Source organism: Desulfofundulus thermocisternus DSM 10259, assembly GCF_000686645.1.
Lineage (GTDB): Bacteria > Bacillota > Desulfotomaculia > Desulfotomaculales > Desulfovirgulaceae > Desulfofundulus > Desulfofundulus australicus.
The window spans coordinates 23,585-41,027 of record NZ_JMLG01000005.1; the positions used below are offsets into that span (position 1 = coordinate 23,585).

At 44.1% G+C, this 17,443-nt stretch carries 17 protein-coding genes and 2 tRNA genes; 3 read left to right on the forward strand and 16 right to left on the reverse strand.

The annotated features are described in order from the left end of the window. Nucleotide 1: 1 nt before the first annotated feature. From nirJ1 to BR83_RS0106025, 6 genes are all read right to left on the reverse strand, one after another. Nucleotides 2-1,177, reverse strand: coding sequence for a putative heme d1 biosynthesis radical SAM protein NirJ1 (nirJ1, locus tag BR83_RS0106000; RefSeq protein ID WP_027356312.1), 1,176 nt, complete (start codon nucleotides 1,175-1,177; stop codon nucleotides 2-4). Beyond that, nucleotides 1,170-2,705, reverse strand: coding sequence for a uroporphyrinogen-III C-methyltransferase (gene cobA, locus BR83_RS0106005; protein WP_027356313.1), 1,536 nt, complete (start codon nucleotides 2,703-2,705; stop codon nucleotides 1,170-1,172). The genes nirJ1 and cobA overlap by 8 nt, the downstream gene beginning before the upstream one ends. Further along, nucleotides 2,702-3,640 carry a hydroxymethylbilane synthase gene (gene hemC, locus BR83_RS0106010; protein ID WP_027356314.1) on the reverse strand — a complete coding sequence of 313 codons (939 nt, stop codon included), beginning with the start codon at nucleotides 3,638-3,640 and terminating at the stop codon, nucleotides 2,702-2,704. The genes cobA and hemC overlap by 4 nt, the downstream gene beginning before the upstream one ends. Before the next feature lie 67 nt (nucleotides 3,641-3,707). Further along, nucleotides 3,708-5,033 carry a glutamyl-tRNA reductase gene (gene hemA, locus BR83_RS0106015; RefSeq protein WP_027356315.1) on the reverse strand — a complete coding sequence of 442 codons (1,326 nt, stop codon included), beginning with the start codon at nucleotides 5,031-5,033 and terminating at the stop codon, nucleotides 3,708-3,710. Then, nucleotides 5,002-5,649: a precorrin-2 dehydrogenase/sirohydrochlorin ferrochelatase family protein gene (locus tag BR83_RS0106020; RefSeq protein WP_027356316.1), complete on the reverse strand. Its 648-nt coding sequence runs from the start codon at nucleotides 5,647-5,649 to the stop codon at nucleotides 5,002-5,004. Before BR83_RS0106020 ends, hemA begins: the two co-directional genes overlap by 32 nt. A gap of 20 nt (nucleotides 5,650-5,669) precedes the next feature. Beyond that, nucleotides 5,670-6,632, reverse strand: coding sequence for a polyprenyl synthetase family protein (locus BR83_RS0106025; protein ID WP_027356317.1), 963 nt, complete (start codon nucleotides 6,630-6,632; stop codon nucleotides 5,670-5,672). 246 nt (nucleotides 6,633-6,878) lie between these two features. Here BR83_RS0106025 and BR83_RS17140 point away from each other — a divergent pair. Together BR83_RS17140 and BR83_RS0106030 are read left to right on the forward strand one after the other, a co-directional pair. After that, nucleotides 6,879-6,976: transfer RNA gene (locus BR83_RS17140), tRNA-Sec, on the forward strand. A 145-nt stretch (nucleotides 6,977-7,121) separates the two neighbouring features. Beyond that, on the forward strand, nucleotides 7,122-8,066 hold the full coding sequence (locus tag BR83_RS0106030) for a tyrosine-type recombinase/integrase (RefSeq protein ID WP_034634626.1): 945 nt from the start codon (nucleotides 7,122-7,124) through the stop codon (nucleotides 8,064-8,066). Between the two features lie 173 nt (nucleotides 8,067-8,239). Here BR83_RS0106030 and BR83_RS0106040 read toward each other — a convergent pair whose 3' ends face one another. From BR83_RS0106040 to BR83_RS16360, 8 genes are all read right to left on the reverse strand, one after another. After that, nucleotides 8,240-8,686 carry a hypothetical protein gene (locus BR83_RS0106040; RefSeq protein ID WP_027356320.1) on the reverse strand — a complete coding sequence of 149 codons (447 nt, stop codon included), beginning with the start codon at nucleotides 8,684-8,686 and terminating at the stop codon, nucleotides 8,240-8,242. A 350-nt stretch (nucleotides 8,687-9,036) separates the two neighbouring features. After that, nucleotides 9,037-9,318, reverse strand: a complete 282-nt coding sequence (locus tag BR83_RS0106045; protein WP_027356321.1) for a hypothetical protein — start codon at nucleotides 9,316-9,318, stop codon at nucleotides 9,037-9,039. Between the two features lie 84 nt (nucleotides 9,319-9,402). Beyond that, nucleotides 9,403-10,098: a hypothetical protein gene (locus BR83_RS0106050; protein ID WP_027356322.1), complete on the reverse strand. Its 696-nt coding sequence runs from the start codon at nucleotides 10,096-10,098 to the stop codon at nucleotides 9,403-9,405. A gap of 23 nt (nucleotides 10,099-10,121) precedes the next feature. Further along, on the reverse strand, nucleotides 10,122-10,316 hold the full coding sequence (locus BR83_RS0106055; RefSeq protein WP_027356323.1) for a hypothetical protein: 195 nt from the start codon (nucleotides 10,314-10,316) through the stop codon (nucleotides 10,122-10,124). A 1,914-nt stretch (nucleotides 10,317-12,230) separates the two neighbouring features. Next, nucleotides 12,231-12,668: a hypothetical protein gene (locus tag BR83_RS0106060; protein ID WP_027356324.1), complete on the reverse strand. Its 438-nt coding sequence runs from the start codon at nucleotides 12,666-12,668 to the stop codon at nucleotides 12,231-12,233. 261 nt (nucleotides 12,669-12,929) lie between these two features. Continuing rightward, nucleotides 12,930-13,115 carry a hypothetical protein gene (locus tag BR83_RS0106065; RefSeq protein WP_027356325.1) on the reverse strand — a complete coding sequence of 62 codons (186 nt, stop codon included), beginning with the start codon at nucleotides 13,113-13,115 and terminating at the stop codon, nucleotides 12,930-12,932. Nucleotides 13,116-13,134: 19 nt separating this feature from the next. After that, nucleotides 13,135-13,959, reverse strand: coding sequence for a hypothetical protein (locus BR83_RS0106070; RefSeq protein ID WP_027356326.1), 825 nt, complete (start codon nucleotides 13,957-13,959; stop codon nucleotides 13,135-13,137). Between the two features lie 6 nt (nucleotides 13,960-13,965). Beyond that, nucleotides 13,966-14,409: a hypothetical protein gene (locus BR83_RS16360; protein WP_051617963.1), complete on the reverse strand. Its 444-nt coding sequence runs from the start codon at nucleotides 14,407-14,409 to the stop codon at nucleotides 13,966-13,968. A gap of 567 nt (nucleotides 14,410-14,976) precedes the next feature. Between BR83_RS16360 and BR83_RS17150 the strand changes: the two genes are divergently transcribed. Beyond that, nucleotides 14,977-15,065, forward strand: a tRNA-Sec gene (locus BR83_RS17150). 48 nt (nucleotides 15,066-15,113) lie between these two features. On the opposite strand, the gene BR83_RS0106085 is transcribed toward BR83_RS17150, so the two are convergent. Further along, a complete protein-coding gene (locus tag BR83_RS0106085; RefSeq protein ID WP_027356329.1) occupies nucleotides 15,114-16,211 on the reverse strand; it encodes a GerAB/ArcD/ProY family transporter in 1,098 nt (365 codons plus the stop codon). A 160-nt stretch (nucleotides 16,212-16,371) separates the two neighbouring features. Continuing rightward, a complete protein-coding gene (locus BR83_RS0106090) occupies nucleotides 16,372-17,379 on the reverse strand; it encodes a restriction endonuclease (protein WP_027356330.1) in 1,008 nt (335 codons plus the stop codon). Nucleotides 17,380-17,443: the final 64 nt, after the last annotated feature.

Consider the following 17,443-nt stretch of genomic DNA (forward strand, 5'->3'; position numbering starts at 1 on the left):
ATCAAGCAATGCCAATTTCCTGGTCTGTTAAATAACAGGCGGGATCAGGCGCCCAGAAATCATTAAAAACTGTTTCCGCCCTGGTGCGGAAATTTCCGTTGCAAATTTCCACCCACCGGCAACGGGCACAACGCCCCTTTAAAAGGGGCCGGCGGTTTTTTAAGCCGGCTAAAATAGGATGGGAAAGATCCGTCCAGATTTCGCCGAAGCTTTTTTCCCGCACATTGCCGAAGGTGTACTGGAGGGTGAATTGATCCGGGTGAACATTTCCTTCCCAGTCCACAGCGGCTATAGCTATACCAGAGCGATTTCCACCGTTTTGTAAAAGCAGCTGGTATGCCCGCTCTGCTCTCTGGGGATCCTTTTCCCTCAATTTCAAGTATACATAGACTCCATCGGCATGATTATCCACAGTTAAGATCTCTTTGCTCAATCCCCGGCGGTGAAAATCGATTGTTTTCTCCATAATCAAGTCGAGAGCAGCCCGGGACTCCTGGTGCGTAACATCATCTTTTAACATTTCCCTTCCCCGGCCACTGTAAACCAGATGATAAAAACAAACCCGGGGGATATTTTCCTTTTCAATTAGATCAAGAATGGCTTCTAATTGATGAAAATTATGCCGGTTAATAGTGAAACGTAATCCCACCTTTTGTCCCACTGCCAGGCAGTTACGGATGCCTTCCAGGGCGGATTCAAAAGCTCCCGTCCGACCCCGGAAGTGATCATTGCTCTCCCCCGTTCCGTCCAGGCTGATCCCTACATACCCCACACCTATTTTTTTTAAAAGGCCTGCCACGGTGGGAGTAATCAGGGTACCATTGGTGGAAACGGTGGTGCGGATACCACGGCTAACAGCATGAGCAGCCAGCTCAAAAAAATCCTCCCGCATCAAAGGCTCGCCGCCGGAAAACAGTAGCACAGGTACTTTAAAGGCAGCAAGGTCATCTATAAATTTTTTGGCTTCGGTGGTAGTTAATTCATTGGGGTGCCTTTTACTGTTAGCACTGGCATAACAATGGATACAGCGCAAATTGCAGGAGCGGGTCATGTTCCAGACCACAACCGGCCCCTGCCCCTCTGTAGTCCCGTGAATCTGGTTGCGGGCTGAAGGATTATAACGCAATTGATCACCAAAGCCAGTGGTATCCAGGAGTAATTTACTGATACTAATCATTTTTAATCATCACCTGGTTGGCCTCCAGAATTGCTTCAACCAGCCCATCAATGGTATATTTGTGTGCCTGAACATGTACGGGCAGGCCCAGTTTCCGGGCAGTTTGTGCTGTTACCGGACCAATGCAGGCTACCGTCACTCCCTGCAAAAGTCCGGGCAACTGCCCGTTGTCCAGCAGGCGGACAAAATTGCGCACGGTGGAAGAACTGGTAAAGGTAATGATGTGAATCTTCCCTTCGGCAAGCATTTGTTTTAGCAAATGAGCATCTCCCCCGGCCGGCACGGTGCGGTAAGCTACTACTTCATCCACCACAGCTCCCAGATCGGAAAGCATTTCAGCCAGTACTTTTCGTGCAATATCAGCCCGGGGTAAAAGAATGCGATCGCCGGGTTTGATCCAGCTTTTTAAACCGGTAATAATTTGTTCAGCCCGGTATTCATCGGGTACGTAAAAAACTTTTAAGGCGTAATTTTCAAGAGCTTCCCTGGTTTTAGGTCCGATGGCACAGATGTTAATACCTTTTAGATCCCGCACATCTTTACCCTGTTGCAACAAGCGGGTAAAGAAAAACTGCACACCGTTTACGCTGGTAAAAATAATCCAGCGATAGGAATCCAAACGGGAAATTGCCTTGTCCAGGAGTTCATAGTTCTCCGGCTCCACAATCCGAATGGTTGGAAATTCAACCGCTTCCCCACCCAGTGCTTCAATTGCCCGGGAGAGATTGCTGGCCTGTTCCCTGCTACGGGTGACCAGAACTCGTTTTCCAAAAAGGGGTTTTTTCTCGTACCAGGATAGTCTTTCCCGCAGGTTTACCACCCTGCCTACAATAATTACCGACGGGTTGGTAACACCTTCCTTTATGACCCTGGAAACAATATTCTCCAGATTTCCTGTTACGGTCTTCTGCTCCGGGCGGGTTCCCCAGTTGATTACTGCCACCGGAGTTTGGGGATCAGCCCCAAATTTGGTGAGCTGTTCAACAATGTATGCGAGATTGGCTGCTCCCATTAAGATGACCAGCGTGTCGGTTGCCGCAGCTAGTTTCTCCCAATTAATGTGTGAACTTTCTTTCCTGGGATCTTCATTGCCGGTTATTATCGCCAGGGTGGAGGCATAGTCACGATGAGTTACCGGAATGCCAGCATATGCCGGTACAGCAACCGCTGAAGTTATACCGGGCACCACTTCAAAAGGTATACCTGCCTCTGCCAGGGCCTCAGCTTCTTCTCCTCCCCGACCAAAAACAAAGGGGTCTCCCCCCTTCAGGCGCACAACTAAATTTCCCTGACGGGCCCTATCTATTAAAAGTCGATTAATTTCTTCCTGGGTCATGACATGTCCGGCGGGGCTTTTGCCTACAAAAATCAATTCTGCCCCCGGTGCCGCATGGGATAAAAGCTTGGGGCTGGCCAGCCGATCGTATACAATAACATCGGCTTTTTGAATGCAGGTCAGCCCCTTGACAGTAATCAATCCCGGATCCCCGGGCCCTGCTCCTACCAGATAAACAGTGCCAATTTTCATTGCAGATCGAACTCCTGTCGTACTTTATTTAGAATTTCCCCTGCTCCCATTCCTATTAACTGCATGGCCAGTTCTTCCCCGATCTTTTCCGCCTGGCCTGGCGGCCCGGAAATATTTTTTCGTACCAGCTGGCGACCATCAAGGCTGGCCACAACGCCTTCCAGGAAAAGTTGCCCCTGCTGAACTTGACCCAGGGTACCAACAGGTACCTGACATCCACCTTCCAGTTTTCTCATCAGCGCCCTCTCTGCTATAATGGCCGCACGGGAAGAGGGGTCATCCAGGGGCCGAATCAATTCTTGCATTGATGAATCGCTGGCGCGAATTTCAATGGCAATGGAACCCTGGCCTGCTGCGGGCAGGCAGATGTCAAAGGGAATGAGCTGGGTGATCCTTTCATCGTGCCCCAGACGATGTATGCCCGCATAAGCCAGGATTATGGCATCCAGATTCAATTCCTCCAGTTTGCGCAGGCGGGTAGTTAAATTACCCCGGATGGTAATGACGTTGAAATCAGGCCGGTAGTGTAACAACTGGGCAGTACGCCGCAAACTGCTGGTACCGATGCGGGCACCGGGAGGAAGTTTGTCCAGGGTAAGCCCCGAGCGGGATATCAGGACATCCCCCGGGAATTCCCGCGGGCAAATAGCCCCGATGGTAAGACCTTCCGGTAAACTGGTGGGAAGATCCTTCATGCTATGGACGGCCAGATCAATTTCCCCGTTTAATAAAGCAACCTCCAGTTCTTTTGTAAACAAGCCTTTATCGCCTATTTTAGCCAGGGCTACATCTAGAATGTGGTCTCCCCGTGTTTTCATCCCCTTCAGGACAAACTTTTTCTGTGGGTACAGCCCCTGCAACTTTTCCAGAACCCATCTGGCCTGCCACATGGCCAGCTGGCTGTCCCGGGTACCAATAACTATTTCCTCTTTCATAATATTTCCTCCATGAATAAGGCCCGCCCCTTTACCGGAGCCGGGCGATGCAATCCAGACTTACTTTTTACTGGCCGGTGGCCAGGCTACCCTGCGCAGGTTCCTTTTCATTACGAGATTGTTCGCCAGGAAGTTCCAGCTTAAAAAGATTTTGCAGCACTTTCATGTACAGGTGACCTTCAGGGGTAAGGGCATAAGCCTTGAGCTGGGCCACAGGTACATGCAGCAGCTGGTTGACAATGGAATTGGCCAGGGAACTTACCACCTTGCGATCATGCTCGGAAATATTTCCCAGTCGATTGAGTGCCCGGCGTAATTCTTTTTGTTTAATTTCTTCTCCCCGTTGTTTTAAAGCTGCAATGGTGGGGATAACAAACTGCATGCTCAACCATTGCATAAATTTATCCAATTCTTCTTCAATGATTCCTTCCGCTGTTACAGCAGCTTTCTTGCGTTCTTCCAGGTTATGGTCAACCACCTGCTGCAGATCGTCTATGTCATAAAGGGTTACTCCCGGCAAATCTCCCACCGCTGGTTCGACATCCCGGGGCACCGCAATATCAATAATCATCAATTCCCGTCCTCCGCGGCGGGCCACAGCTTCCTTCATTTCACTTAAGTGTACCACATAATGAGAAGCTGCAGTACAGCTTATAATGATGTCTGCTTCCTCAATATGCTGGTACAGATGATCAAATTTTACTGCCCGGCCGTTGAACTGAGCAGCCAGTTCAACGGCCCGGGGGTAAGAACGGTTGGAAACAATTACCCCGGTTACCCCGTTGGCTACCAGGTGACGGGCGGTCAGTTCGCTCATCTTGCCCGCACCAATTACCAGTACCGAACGGCCGGAAAGATCCTTGAACTGCTGTTTGGCCAGTTCCACGGCAGCGTAGCTGATGGAAACGGCATTCTGGTCGATACCCGTTTCCGTTCGCACCCGCTTGCCCACCGTGATGGCCTGCTGAAATAAAGTGTTGAGCACCCGGTTGGTTGCTCCGTACTGGCAGGCCAGCTGGTAAGCATGACGTACCTGGCCGAGAATCTGAGTCTCTCCCAGGATCATCGAATCAAGCCCTGCCGCAACCCGAAAAAGGTGGCGGATAGTATCATAAAGGGTATGGGCATAGGTGTAGTTTTTGATTTCTGAAATATCCACACCGGATTTTTGAGAGAGAAAATCCCAGATGGCATTTAAACCTTCATCCAGCTTCCGCGTGGCAGCGTAAATTTCTGTCCGGTTGCAGGTGGATAATATGATACATCCTTCAATGGCAGGATAAGTGTTTAACCTGGAAAGGGACATTCCCAGGGAATGTTCTGAAAAGGAGAGCCGTTCCCGTATCTCCACCGGAGCTGTTCTATGGTTTACTCCTACTGCGATGATAAGCATTGATTACCCGCTCCTTTGCTTTTTCGAGTTCTCCACCGGCCAACAACTGCAAAGTCTCATCGTCCACAATGGCTTCCAGCAATTCTCGCCTTTTCCTGGGGTCAGTTATTTTATTTAAAATATCGTGGCGTATTTCTCCCAGCAAATCAACCAGAATACCGTATTCCGGTCCATAACGTTCTTCAAGTTCCTCTTTAATTTTACGGGCTAAAAGGGGACTCTTGCCGTCAGTTGAGATGGCGATTTGTAAAGAGCCCCTCCTTAACACTGCCGGGACGTAAAAATTACCGTACGGGGGATCATCAACCACGTTTACAAGCATATTTCTGGCCATTGCTTCTGTAGCTATCCGGTGATTAACTTCATCCCGGTCAGTGGCGGCAATGACTAAAAACATATTTTCCAAATCTGCAATCTCAAATGTTCCCCGCCTGTAGTTGATTTTGCCTTTGCTTGCTAAATCCTGCAGGGTCGGGGTGAGAGAGGGGCTGACCACCTTTACTTTAGCCCCGCAGGCCAGAAGAGATAAAACCTTGCGTTCAGCCACACTGCCACCGCCGACCACCAGGCAAGGACGCTGGGATAAAATTAAAGAAATAGGGTAAGTTCTTGGCAAGTGGGCTCAATCCTTTATCTCTAGAATTTTCTGATGCTTACAAAGTCTGCTACCTTTTCTAGTATTTTTTTAGCGGGGCGCTGGGGCAAATTCTTTAGAGCTCCTTTGGCTTTCCAGATGTATTTTTCAGCAACTTCTATGGAATATTGAATTCCACCACAATGCTGGATGATAGTAATTGCTTCCTGGATTAGTTCCTCACTTTTATTCGAGGATAAAATCAGCGTTCTCAAACGCTCCCGCTCGGGGCTATGTTTTAAGGCATAAATTACCGGTAAAGTAATAATGCCCTGACGCAGGTCACTTCCCACCGGTTTACCAAGCTGCTTTTGTTCTGCTACCAGGTCCAGGATGTCATCGGTTATTTGAAAGGCCATACCAATATTATGCCCGTACCGTCGTAAAGCAAGATGAATTTCTGCCGAAGCACCACAGGCCACAGCTCCCAGCTGGCAGCTGGCAGCGATGAGCAGGGCAGTTTTACGATTAATCCGGTAAAAATAATCCTTTACTGTCTGTTCAGTATCAAAAGAGCCGGAGATTTGTTGGATTTCACCTTCACACATTTTGACGCTGGTACTGGCCAGTATTCTGGGTATCAGTGGATCATCATACCTGGCAATAAGGATAAGGGATTGAGCAAATAAATAGTCTCCCACATGTGTGGAAATCCGATTCCCCCAGCGAGCTTTTATGGTGGGCACACCCCGGCGGGTCATGGCCGCATCCACCACATCGTCATGAACCAGGGTGGCCATATGGATCAACTCTAAAGCTACGGCCAGAGGTAAAACCCGTTCCAGGTGGAAATCGGCACACTTGCCTCCTAACAAGCTAAAAGCAGGGCGCAGGCGCTTTCCCCCTGCCATTAATAGATGGGTGGAAGTTTCGGTTAGAAGTGGATCCGGGGTTTGCAAGGTGGCTTGCAATTCCCGTTCTACAATAGCCATCTCTTCTTTGATTTCCTCGAATAGATCCAGCATTTGCTCAAAGGCTCACCTGCCCGTACTCAAATCAAACCCCGGTTTTCGTATTATTCCACGGGTAACCAGTAAAATCCTTCTCCAACCGCCAGTGGACAACTCCTTAATCTAGGGTATTACATTTTCCCCTTAAAATCAATGGCAGTGGATGGGGAGTAAGGATACAGTTATTGATTAATCCCGGCGAACATGGTATAATACAATCTGCATTTTACTGGCGGCTTATGAGCAACTGCATTTGTCTGCGGGAGTGGATGGGGCCTGGTGGCCCTCCTGGTCTTCAAAACCAGCTGTGGGGCGGCAATCCCGTCCCGGGTGAGTTCGATTCTCACACACTCCCGCCAACCGCATAAATTCTAGGTTTGTAGTTTGCAGGAAATTCCGCTAAAATTGTCGCACAATTTGCAGACCAGTTAAGCTGAAATGACCCGCTAACTGTACTGGTCTTCCCCTTCGCGAAAGAAAGTATTTCCGTGAAGGGGGTTTTTTATGGCGAAAGGAAAAGTCTTACGCATCCGCAAAGAGGTACCCACCACATGGGAGGAAGCAAGGCAACAGTTTCTATGGTGGAAACAGGGGGACGGTATAAGCGAAACGACACTGAACGATTACCGCTACCACATAGGCCAGTTTTTCAAACGTTACCCACAGGCTTACAACCCCAAAAACTTGAAGAAATGCGTACTTGAATATATGTCGCAGGATATGAAGCCTGCCACATACAATATCCGTCTGGAATACCTCAATGCATTCTTCAAATGGTGTGTGCAGGAAGGCATATTCCCGGAAAATCCGCTGGCAGGAAAGAAGAAAAGAAAAGACGAAGGCAGGGTGGTCAACCTGGACGTTGAAACGTTAAAGCAGTTACTCACCCTGCCAGACAGGAAGACGTTTGCAGGTTTGAGGGATTATGCACTATTCCTGCTAACCATGGATACAGGCATTCGACCAAAGGAAGCCTTTTCCCTGCTTCTGGACGATTTTAACTTTAAAGCTTTGCAGGTAACCATTCGCAGGGAAACAGCCAAAACCAGGGTAAGCAGAACACTGCCCATTTCACCAGCAACGGCAAACGCTGTGAGGGAATTAATTGCTGCAAGACACCCTTCCTGGAAGGATAATGTGCCAGTTTTCTGTACTGTGGAAGGAATGCCGTTAAACCGTAATTCCTGGGGTTACAGGTTTAAAATGTATTCCCGCAAACTCGGTGTGAAGGTACGTCCATATGATTTACGGCATGCCTTCGCCATTCTCTACCTTCGTTCCGGGGGGCTGGAGTTATCCCTGCAGAAGACCCTGGGGCATACCACACTGGCCATGACCAGACGTTATGCTAACCTGGTGGAAAGTGATTTAAGACGCATACATGCTGAAGCTTCCCCACTGAACACTATCCTGCCGAAAAAGGCCAGGGTGGTGAAGGTTCGTGGATAAGGTAACACTGGAAGGGTTACTGCATACCCTGGCCGTTTGTTGGGAATATCTTCCGGAAGGGACGCACCCAGTACACTTCAAACGGTTATGTCTTATCCAGCAAATCCTGGAAGAATATTTCCGGCAGGGTAAGCAATCCAATCCTGCAAAACGTAACACTGCAAGCAGGTAAATCAACCTGCTTTTTTCTTTTGCCTATGCCGTTTGACGTATTCCCTGTTCTTTTCTCTTTCAACCGTCTTTTTGCATTCCGGGCAATACTTTTGCCGGTTAGACGTTGGGGTAAAATCTTTGCCGCATATCCTGCAGGCTTTTAAACCCCTGAACACGTTTGTTCTGACAGTGTGAGGGGTTTCCCTTTCAGAATTTAAGCTGCTAACGGTTAAAGTATCAGCAATTAAACATTTCTCCCTTTCGGCTGTTATTGCTTTTGGGTTAAACCGGCAAAACAGCTTTCCCGCCAACTGCAGTATAAAAGCAAATAGCGCACATAATGGCCGCAAAACGGCAGAAGGTATTACCGCACCCACTGCAGGAAAAGAAACACGGCTGCTTTGATTGCACTCCCCGGAAGGTAAGAAAATGATTTTCCCGTTTCTGACTGCAGGAATTAAGCTCATGCCAACACTCCTTTTGTTTTGAAAATTATTCTCATTCTTAGAAACTGAAAAATGCGCACTTTAAGCAATTTATTGCCAGTTATCTCGCTATTATCATGCTGTAGTTCAAATTTTTAAAATATGCCAGGTGACATTTTGACAAAATAGAAATTCGGGTAATATAAAACCCTTTACCGCAATTTTATCCCCCCTTTAAAAGCCAAATTTGCAAATGCCGATCCCTGGAAGCCATATATTACTGGGTTTTTGCAATTAAACTGAAAAAATCGCTGAAAGCCTTGTGGCTGTAGGCTTTGCGGGTATTTTTTGACAAATAGAATAAAAGGGGTATATGTCAATAGGTAAGCTGCTTACGTTTCTGTATCATTGTTTCTGAAAAGGTGTATAATCTTGTTTGCCTTGTTCTTTTTAAACATCTCCTTTTCAATCACTTCCCGTAACAGAGGAATGGCGGGTTCTCGTAAGAAAGCAATCTCACTTTTGTTTCCGTAAGAATCTTCCCCTGTTAGGACAATCATGTACTTGTTGACTTTTAATTCAATTGGCAGTGATGTTAAAAAAGTTTCTCCTGTAGTTTCATCTTGCGCCATTATAGTAACTTTATTTGCCCGAAAAATCCTTTCGTCACTCATTTTAAAACCCTCCCGTTTATGATTTTACGTTAACTGCAAAACTAGCTGGCTTTCTTTCTATTTGAAGCAACATCTGAACGATAACTACATTTTCACTAATTTCAACGGTGGATAATACTTATCAAACCATTCTTTCCCGTCTGAATCTTTCGCTAACCTGTACATCTCACCACGAATTTCGGGAAAATGATCCTCCACAAGCTCCTGCATCTTAGTTGCGAATTCTTTGTTATTTTCCATTTGGTATAGCATAGTAGCTAATAATGCAGAGAAGAAAGGTGTCTCTTCTGGATTATCGTCCATAAATACGTCATCACATTTTCTTGAGCGAAGCTCGGCTTTGTAAACAATAACTGCATCCACAAAGAACCCCACATCATTTCCAAACTTCTTATGTATTTGTCTGTACCTTTCCAAATCCTTCATGTTGCAGTTGAGAATTTGCGCCAACTCATGGTCTGTGGCTCCTAATGACTCGTATAAATGCAAAGCTTTAATAGCAAGTTCGCCAATTTTAGCAAGGTATTTATCGTTTTCTTCAAAGAGCCTTTTGAGATCTTTTTCATGTTTTCGTAAATATGCCAGTATAATAAAATCATTACATTCCCGACTTTTCATTTTGTTCTGAACTAGTTGTAAAGTCTCACTTACTTCGCGCTGACTCCTGGCAACGTCCCTTATTGCAAATTTTAAACAAATAAGCAATTTTGCAACTTCCTTTTTTGATTCAATACCATCATTAGCACGATTTAAAATGTTAAGCAATTTTCTTTCAAACATTAGATATTCCTCCTTTCAATTATTTACTTTCCAATCTTTAAACTTACAGCTTTCTTTGGCACACTAAACCATGCACTTTCTCCCACCTCCCGTTTTGGTTTTAAGCCAATCTTTTCAAGTTTGGCCTTAAACTTTGGCGAAGCAGTGTAAATCAAAGCAGTACGGCAGCTTTCATCAAACCTGATGATTGTTTCCTGTTCTGACAGGCAAAGTGACATTCCAGAACACCTCCAGAATCTATTTGTCAAGTTCGATTAAAGCTGGATTTAAAAAAAACCAGTAAAATCAAGACTTCAGAAGCCTGCGTGATACGTTAGAAATTTGAAACAGGTATAAAACCATTTACCCCTTAAAATTTGCAAAAATAAATCCAGTAAAATCAAGGCTTGCAGGGTTTCTAAAATATCACGTTATACCCCTCTCCCTTTTCTTTTCACGATAACGTTGATTACACTTTCTTACTGCCTCACGTCTAGCCGTAACCTTGCATGAATCACAATACACTTCACGATTTGACTTAGCAGAGAAAACTTTACCACACATCTTGCATTGTTTACTAAGCTCACGAGGCTTGCTAACTTCGTTGGGTACACAATCCGGGTTTACAACTTGCCAATACTCATACTCAAGTTTAGAATCAAGCGGCAATACAGCTTCTTCAAACCAGACACACCAAGTTACAGGTGAAGCGAAATAGCGACAACGCATGTTGCTATCTTCTGGTTCATGACAGCAATAGTCCAAAATACCGTTCTCTTTTGTACTGTAGCTAGCACACTCCTTCCTAACCAAAGATTTAACTTTTGACAATATTCCTGCGGGAAACTCCAAATTGGCACACCTCCATGAAGTTTTCTTTACAGGTAAATACACGGAAATTGCACATTTGTAACACTTTTTGGAGTTTCCCACAACATCAGCACAAACACATCTGCACCGCAGACAGCAAACGCGACAGACGGGGCAACATGCGCCGCCATCCCGTGCCGCTGCTGTGGCTGCACAAACCAGCGCAGCCTGCGAAGCGGCCAGCGGCGGCAAAGCGTGGCGGGGCGGCGGGGCGTCACACATGAGATTGCAGATCAGCAAGCATCTTTTCTTTGACATGCCATGGGGAATATATGAATTAACGTTAAACAGTTAAAGGCGCTAAAGCGCCATACACGTTATAACGACCAGTAAGCAGGGTAGAAATATTACAATTAGCGTAATATCGTTTAATTGCGCTTAATGCGTTTTATACGTTATAACGTTAAGGTAACAGCCAGATTGAGGTAATAGTTAGAATTTGAATAATTAGGTTTAAAAGTTATGATTAAAATATTACAGTAAGATCGTTTAATGCGCTAAAGCGCTACATACGTTATAAACGATCTTTACACACTCACATAAATGCAGAATTAGTAACAGTTTAACGTTGTCAAAACTCATAGATTTTAATATTTCCATAAAATCTTTAAAAATTATGATTTTGATTAATAAAATTAGTTTATCTTTTAATATCTCTAAATATCTTTAATTTAAGTGTTAATTTACTGTTTTAATAAAATCTATGTAAACTGCATTTCTACGCATGTTTAAGTTAATTACAGAAGCGCATAGCGCTTACGTTAATTAACGCAAACATAACGTAGAAATGCAGATCATAGAAATAGAAAAATTGTTTATGTTTAACAGTTTAAAGAATTAAATATATAGATCTGGAATATATAATCTAGAAATATATAGTTCTAGAATATATATATATCTATAAACAGCTAATACAGTAATACAGTAATATACAGCTATAACAGTAAAACAGAAACCAATCCTTTAAAGATATTGCCTGCCGCTTACTGTTCAATCTATAGGGATTCTCCCTGTACGTGTCTTACGTATACCAGTTATTAGGTCAGAGCTTACTGTTCAATCTATAAGGATTCTCCCCATAGCTTCAGTTAGATCAATTTGAATCCTTAACACGTGCTGATAATCCTTATAGCTTCAGTCAGAACGCAGCTCTTTAATTCTGTACTAACTCCCCCTTTACCTTAACCTGCATGGAGATAATCTCCACGCGTCTTTTTGTTTTATAATTCGATCTGTGCTATGATTGGTACGGTTATGATACACTCCCCTTCACTGGCACACATTCAGCTTTTCTTTTTGTTTCTGTGGTAATAGTTTCTAGCTGCCCTCCGGTGTGCTTCGGCATATGCTTCTTTTCTACATTTTGGACAATACTTCCGACTGTTTGAGGTAGCAGAAATAGGTTTCTTGCATATCTCACATAATTTGCTGGTTACATGATTTGCTTGCAGCTTATTTTGAATCATTTCTTCCGCTAATTCGTTAAATGGATTTGGTGTTTCAATGTCTATTGGTATTTGCTTAACAGTTTCAGCATGACTGAATACTTTTTGCACAACGTCTTTTTGGCCGATAAACTGAATGGCAAAATGTTTTCCATCCCTCCAATACCTGGTCATTTCTCTTAACCCGTTGTTAGCTGCAATTTCAGCTAACTGCTGATTCTCGGTGTAGAGTATTGCCTGATTTTCTGGATATTCCCAGGTTTCGGTAATCAGCAAACTTTGCATCCCCCCTTTCATGAAATGTTTTCTACTACCAGATACACGGAAAATGGTACTTTGTAACGGGCAGGCTTATAGAAAAAAATAAGTGGGGTAAATATTCCCCACTAATTGGTAGCGTCAGCATATCTCAAAGTGAGAATTGTATTGATTTGTGGTTATGGTTGCCACATCCATTGCCAACGTTTGAGAATAAAATATTTCTTACTGTTGGGTTATATAATAGTCTGCTTTTTATTGTCTTCCTAGCCTTTTGCTTTATTCTTTGCCGTTATTGTCTTTACCCGGTCTGTCTGGTATATCTGGATGATGTCTGTCTTTATATTCATCCAGAGCTGTTCTTATGAGGTTTACCACTGCAAGATGCTCTTTTTGTGCAAGGTTGTGAATCCATTCTTTTTCTTCTACGGGCACGTGTAACACTATCCTTATAATAGGTTTCATTATGCCAACCTCCTGTTTCTCATTTTCTTTTTATTTCCTTAATAAAATCTTCAACTTGCAATCTAACTTCATTATACTTATCCTTCTCGGTTAGTTGTAAAACTTTATTGCATAATTTAAGAGTCAACTCGTTGTCATAGTCAAAATAATATGATAATGTGGCTATATCATAATAATATTGGGGGAGATTAATTTCTCCAGATTTTATAGCATTATTTAACATGTAATTTATTGCTTCTTGTTCATATTCGTTTTTAATTGAGTTAAATTCATATTCTGTAGGCACAGGATAGCCAACAGATTTAAAAAAATCAAGGGACGTTTTTGGAGATGGTTGAACTAATTTTATAGAAACATCATTAAAATCAAGTTGATTAGTGTTTAATTTTTCGGCCACAAAAATAATGCTTCTGCGTGACTCATCTTCTAATTTGTTAAGCTCTGATTGAAGTGTTGCAAAATATTTATTTATAAGTTGCCTCTCTTCGCTATTATAATATTCGGCTCCTTGTTGCACACCTGCCATCAATGATTGAATCAATATCCTATTAGCCATTGTTTTGCCATTATAAATTATGCTCTCTAGTATGTATGAGTTATTTACATATTTTGAGTTGGGGAAATCGGTTATAGTAAGATCTAGGTATTTTAATGCCATATCATAGTCCATATTATTAATTTGTTGCAGTGCTTTCTTATATGGTTCTGGTTTTATGTCAAAAATTTTATATGATTCTGGTTTTGGATTATATGTACTTGATTGAATGGATTTATTATTTGCACAACCAAACAACAGAATTAATAGCAACAGACATAAAGTTGGAGGAAATTTTCTTATAATCATAAATCATCATCCTAGCTGCTTAGAAAATTTTTTGTGTAATAAATCATAAATTAATAGTATGCTTCCAACTACAGTAAAAGCCAGTCCGGTTATAATATAACCCAATCCCCTTAAAGCAATAATGATAAGGTTATAAGCATCTCCACCAACGATATGACCAGCACCAAAACTATCTTCGCTATAATGATACATTACAACAAAACCTGTTATGATGAATAATGCTGCCAAACCATAAGATAGAAACGAAAGAAATTTAAGATTAATAGGTAAATTGGCTATTGTAGGGACTGATATATTGGCAGGATATTGCTTTGTGGCAATAACTGTATCTTGCTTTACCCCTTGCTCTTCAATACATTCCCTATGCCAGAATTGTCCGTTATCTAATTGAATAAGATCGCCATCTAATATTTCCATGTTACAAAAGGAACATCTTTTTTCCTCACTCAATAGACCATACCCCCTCATTTCACTTCTAATTGTTCACATTACCACGGGCATAAAATGATTCCTTTAAATTTATTTCAACATAATCCGACAAATTTCTAAGCCTTCTGATTAAAACATGCCTGCCATTTTTCTGTACCAAATTCTTACTCTCGGCATCTCTTCGCCTACTGCCAGGGTATTCCCCCCCCTGGCCTGGGTGTTAGGTGTATGCTGTCTAACCGTTGGGTATGCGTAAAGACTGAACATTCCCTGCTGCTGGGTTACTCCGCCTTTGCCTGTAATGGTTACCGTCATTTTGACGTTACCCGTTACTTCGTCTAACTGGTGACTGGTGAGGTTGAAATCACCTTGCGCAAACAATTGTTTGATGTGTATTAGCATGTTTTGTAACGCCATAATAAATTTTTATCTTTGGTCAAACATCAATAAAGCAGGAAAAACAACACTTATGTAGAAAAAGACATAGTGAAAACCAGCTTTGCTGGTCTGAAGTTTTCTGAAAAATGTCAGACCAGTTAAGCTGGACAACCCTGCGAAGGGGAAAATCCAGTAATGACGCGGGTTTGCGGGAACGGGAATACTGTACTGGTCTTCAAAACCAGCTGTGGGGCGGCAATCCCGTCCCGGGTGAGTTCGATTCTCACACACTCCCGCCATAATTCCCGGGAGAAAATCGGCGGAAAAATACTCCGCCGGTTTATTTTTTACCGGAAATTCCGTTTAATTTTGAAACTCCATTTCGGGAGGCGATTTTTTTCCCTTAAAAGGGCCAGGATGAGCAGAACGGTGGGAATGCCCATTTCATAAAGAAAGGCATAGGGAATCCAGGGGCCGTTAATCCAGGACAGCATAGACGTTAATGAATTAAATTGACTCAGCGAGAGGGCGATAAGAAGGATACTCAGGGGCGTGATTATGCAGCGGTGGTTTTTAAGCCGGAACAGCTGGGCGGTACCCGTTACGGTAGCATAATGAAAGAGGGCCACCTTTCCGAAAATGCCTACGATCCAGATGATCATCCAGAGGGCGTCCAGCCTGGTTAAAAAAGGTCCGAAACCGGCCAGCCTTACCAGTTCGAAGGTGGCAAAGTTAAGCCTTCCGGTTGTAACGCCGAAAACGGCGGTACAGGCCAGGGCGTTTATGGTAAGGATCAATCCGACGGCCAGGACGGCGATGAACCCGTTACGCCTGGCCAGGTCAGGACGGGCCAGGGAAGTAAAAAACATACCCAGGATAAATACTTCCCCACGCCAGGCAATAGGATTAAGACAGGAGTGAATAATGGTTTTAACATCGCTCTGGAGTACGGGAAGTAAATTGGACGGTTCCATATGCCCGGCGACCAGAATGAGTATCAGGCCAAAGAGGATGAGGAGCCACGGGTAGGTTAATTCCATAACCCGGGCCAGCACTTCCAGGCCATGGTAAACCCCGTAACTGCAGACAGTAACCATCAGAGTGGCATATACCACCTGCGGCGTCCGGGGCATAAGGGCAGCTGCAATCAGTTCACCAAATTCCCTTACGGCTATTCCATTGACATGCAAGAAGAAGATTATATAGGATAGGGCGATAATTTTCCCCAACCACGGGCCCAGCAGCGTTTCGGTGTACTGCACAATGGTCTGGCCGGGGAGGCGCTGGCCCAGAGAAGTAATCACCAGAATTACATATAAGCCGGGCAGGGTAGCTAAAAGAGGGGCCACCCAGGCATCCCTCCCCGCTATAAAGGCGGTAAACCCGGGTAAAAAGACCAGGGCCGTGGCACCAACCACGTTGATAAGCAGGTATATCATTTGCAACCCAGAAATCTTCCCGGGATCGTGCATCGTAACACCTCGGCAGGTTACATATAGATATTTTTAGTAACTTGCACTAAATCTATGTAAGTTTTTAATCTGCCGGTGCAGTAATGAAAAAGGGCCATCAAACGTGGCCCTTTCAGCTTATCCGGAGTTTTTATTAAGTTTCCTGCAGGAGATCATGGATATCCGGAGGTACTGTTTCCCTTTGACCGAAAACCAGGCAGAGCAGGGCGAGAAAAAGGTTGGCTGCCGCCAGGAAAAGGTAAACCTTACTTACGGAATTACCGGGACCCAGGATGAAATAAAAGATTGTTAACAATGCTCCGGTTACCAGATATAAACGCCCCTTTTTATAATCAATGACCGCTTTTATAAGGGCTTTAAGGGACAACACAAAAGGAGTAACCTCTGTCGTCTCAGTCCGGTCAGCAGGTTGGGTTAGTTTTTCTGCCTGGGCTAGCAGGTACAGCAGTTCCTTTTCCGGCACCAGGGCAATGCGATACTGGTTGCGCAGGGAAGCAACCAGCCGCATGGTATCCGGAGCAAATTCACCCGGGGTGACCAGGAGGGCGTACCGGTATCCCTGCTTTTTCATAATCCCCAGCAACTCGTGTACGGCAGAAACATCTACCGGTTTATCAGCGGACGGTATGAAATTGATGAGTACAGGTATGTTCCGGTAGATTGCCCGGATAACTCCCCCCGGCAATTTAAACTTTTCCTTTTTTCTTCCTTTTGGTGGCTGTGCCTGTTCAAATTGAGGTAGTTTATTTAAAAATGGCCATATAAAAGAAGCCAGCTCTTCAGCATCCTCAAGCTGTTTCAACTTCTTCCGATACCCTTCGACTATGGAGCGAAGCTTCCGGTGAAGATTTTCCTTTTGAAGTCTTTTTTTATGTATTTTTGCTGCCCCGGGAATAGCAGCAATCATAAAAAACAGGGAGATAAAAAAAGCTGTTTGGGCAGGCCAGAGGACAGTAAAAAAGGCAAAACTTAATAACCCCAGGGTAATTATGGTTATGTAAAAATCAAGCCAGCGGGCAATTTTATTGCGGCTGTCTTCTTTTGGTTTCAAGTAATAGCGCAGGAATTCTCCCTGCTGGCGGCGTTTTTGCCACGTCCGGTAGGCCAGGTACAGAACCTGACGGGGAAATTTAATTTTCATGGACAATCCCCCTCGGTGATTGGTTATTTATTACAATATAATTTCCATATTTTAAAATTTTAAT

Excerpts from the sequence above, each read along its gene's own strand:
- BR83_RS0106050 (WP_027356322.1), bottom strand. The coding sequence starts at position 10,098 with ATGTTTGAAAGAAAATTGCTTAACATTTTAAATCGTGCTAATGATGGT.
- BR83_RS0106040 (WP_027356320.1), bottom strand. The coding sequence starts at position 8,686 with ATGAGCTTAATTCCTGCAGTCAGAAACGGGAAAATCATTTTCTTACCT.
- BR83_RS0106030 (WP_034634626.1), top strand. The coding sequence starts at position 7,122 with ATGGCGAAAGGAAAAGTCTTACGCATCCGCAAAGAGGTACCCACCACA.
- BR83_RS0106065 (WP_027356325.1), bottom strand. The coding sequence starts at position 13,115 with ATGAAACCTATTATAAGGATAGTGTTACACGTGCCCGTAGAAGAAAAA.
- nirJ1 (WP_027356312.1), bottom strand. The coding sequence starts at position 1,177 with ATGATTAGTATCAGTAAATTACTCCTGGATACCACTGGCTTTGGTGAT.
- BR83_RS0106045 (WP_027356321.1), bottom strand. The coding sequence starts at position 9,318 with ATGAGTGACGAAAGGATTTTTCGGGCAAATAAAGTTACTATAATGGCG.
- BR83_RS0106070 (WP_027356326.1), bottom strand. The coding sequence starts at position 13,959 with ATGATTATAAGAAAATTTCCTCCAACTTTATGTCTGTTGCTATTAATT.
- BR83_RS0106055 (WP_027356323.1), bottom strand. The coding sequence starts at position 10,316 with ATGTCACTTTGCCTGTCAGAACAGGAAACAATCATCAGGTTTGATGAA.
- cobA (WP_027356313.1), bottom strand. The coding sequence starts at position 2,705 with ATGAAAATTGGCACTGTTTATCTGGTAGGAGCAGGGCCCGGGGATCCG.
- BR83_RS0106090 (WP_027356330.1), bottom strand. The coding sequence starts at position 17,379 with ATGAAAATTAAATTTCCCCGTCAGGTTCTGTACCTGGCCTACCGGACG.
- BR83_RS0106025 (WP_027356317.1), bottom strand. The coding sequence starts at position 6,632 with ATGCTGGATCTATTCGAGGAAATCAAAGAAGAGATGGCTATTGTAGAA.
- hemA (WP_027356315.1), bottom strand. The coding sequence starts at position 5,033 with ATGCTTATCATCGCAGTAGGAGTAAACCATAGAACAGCTCCGGTGGAG.
- hemC (WP_027356314.1), bottom strand. The coding sequence starts at position 3,640 with ATGAAAGAGGAAATAGTTATTGGTACCCGGGACAGCCAGCTGGCCATG.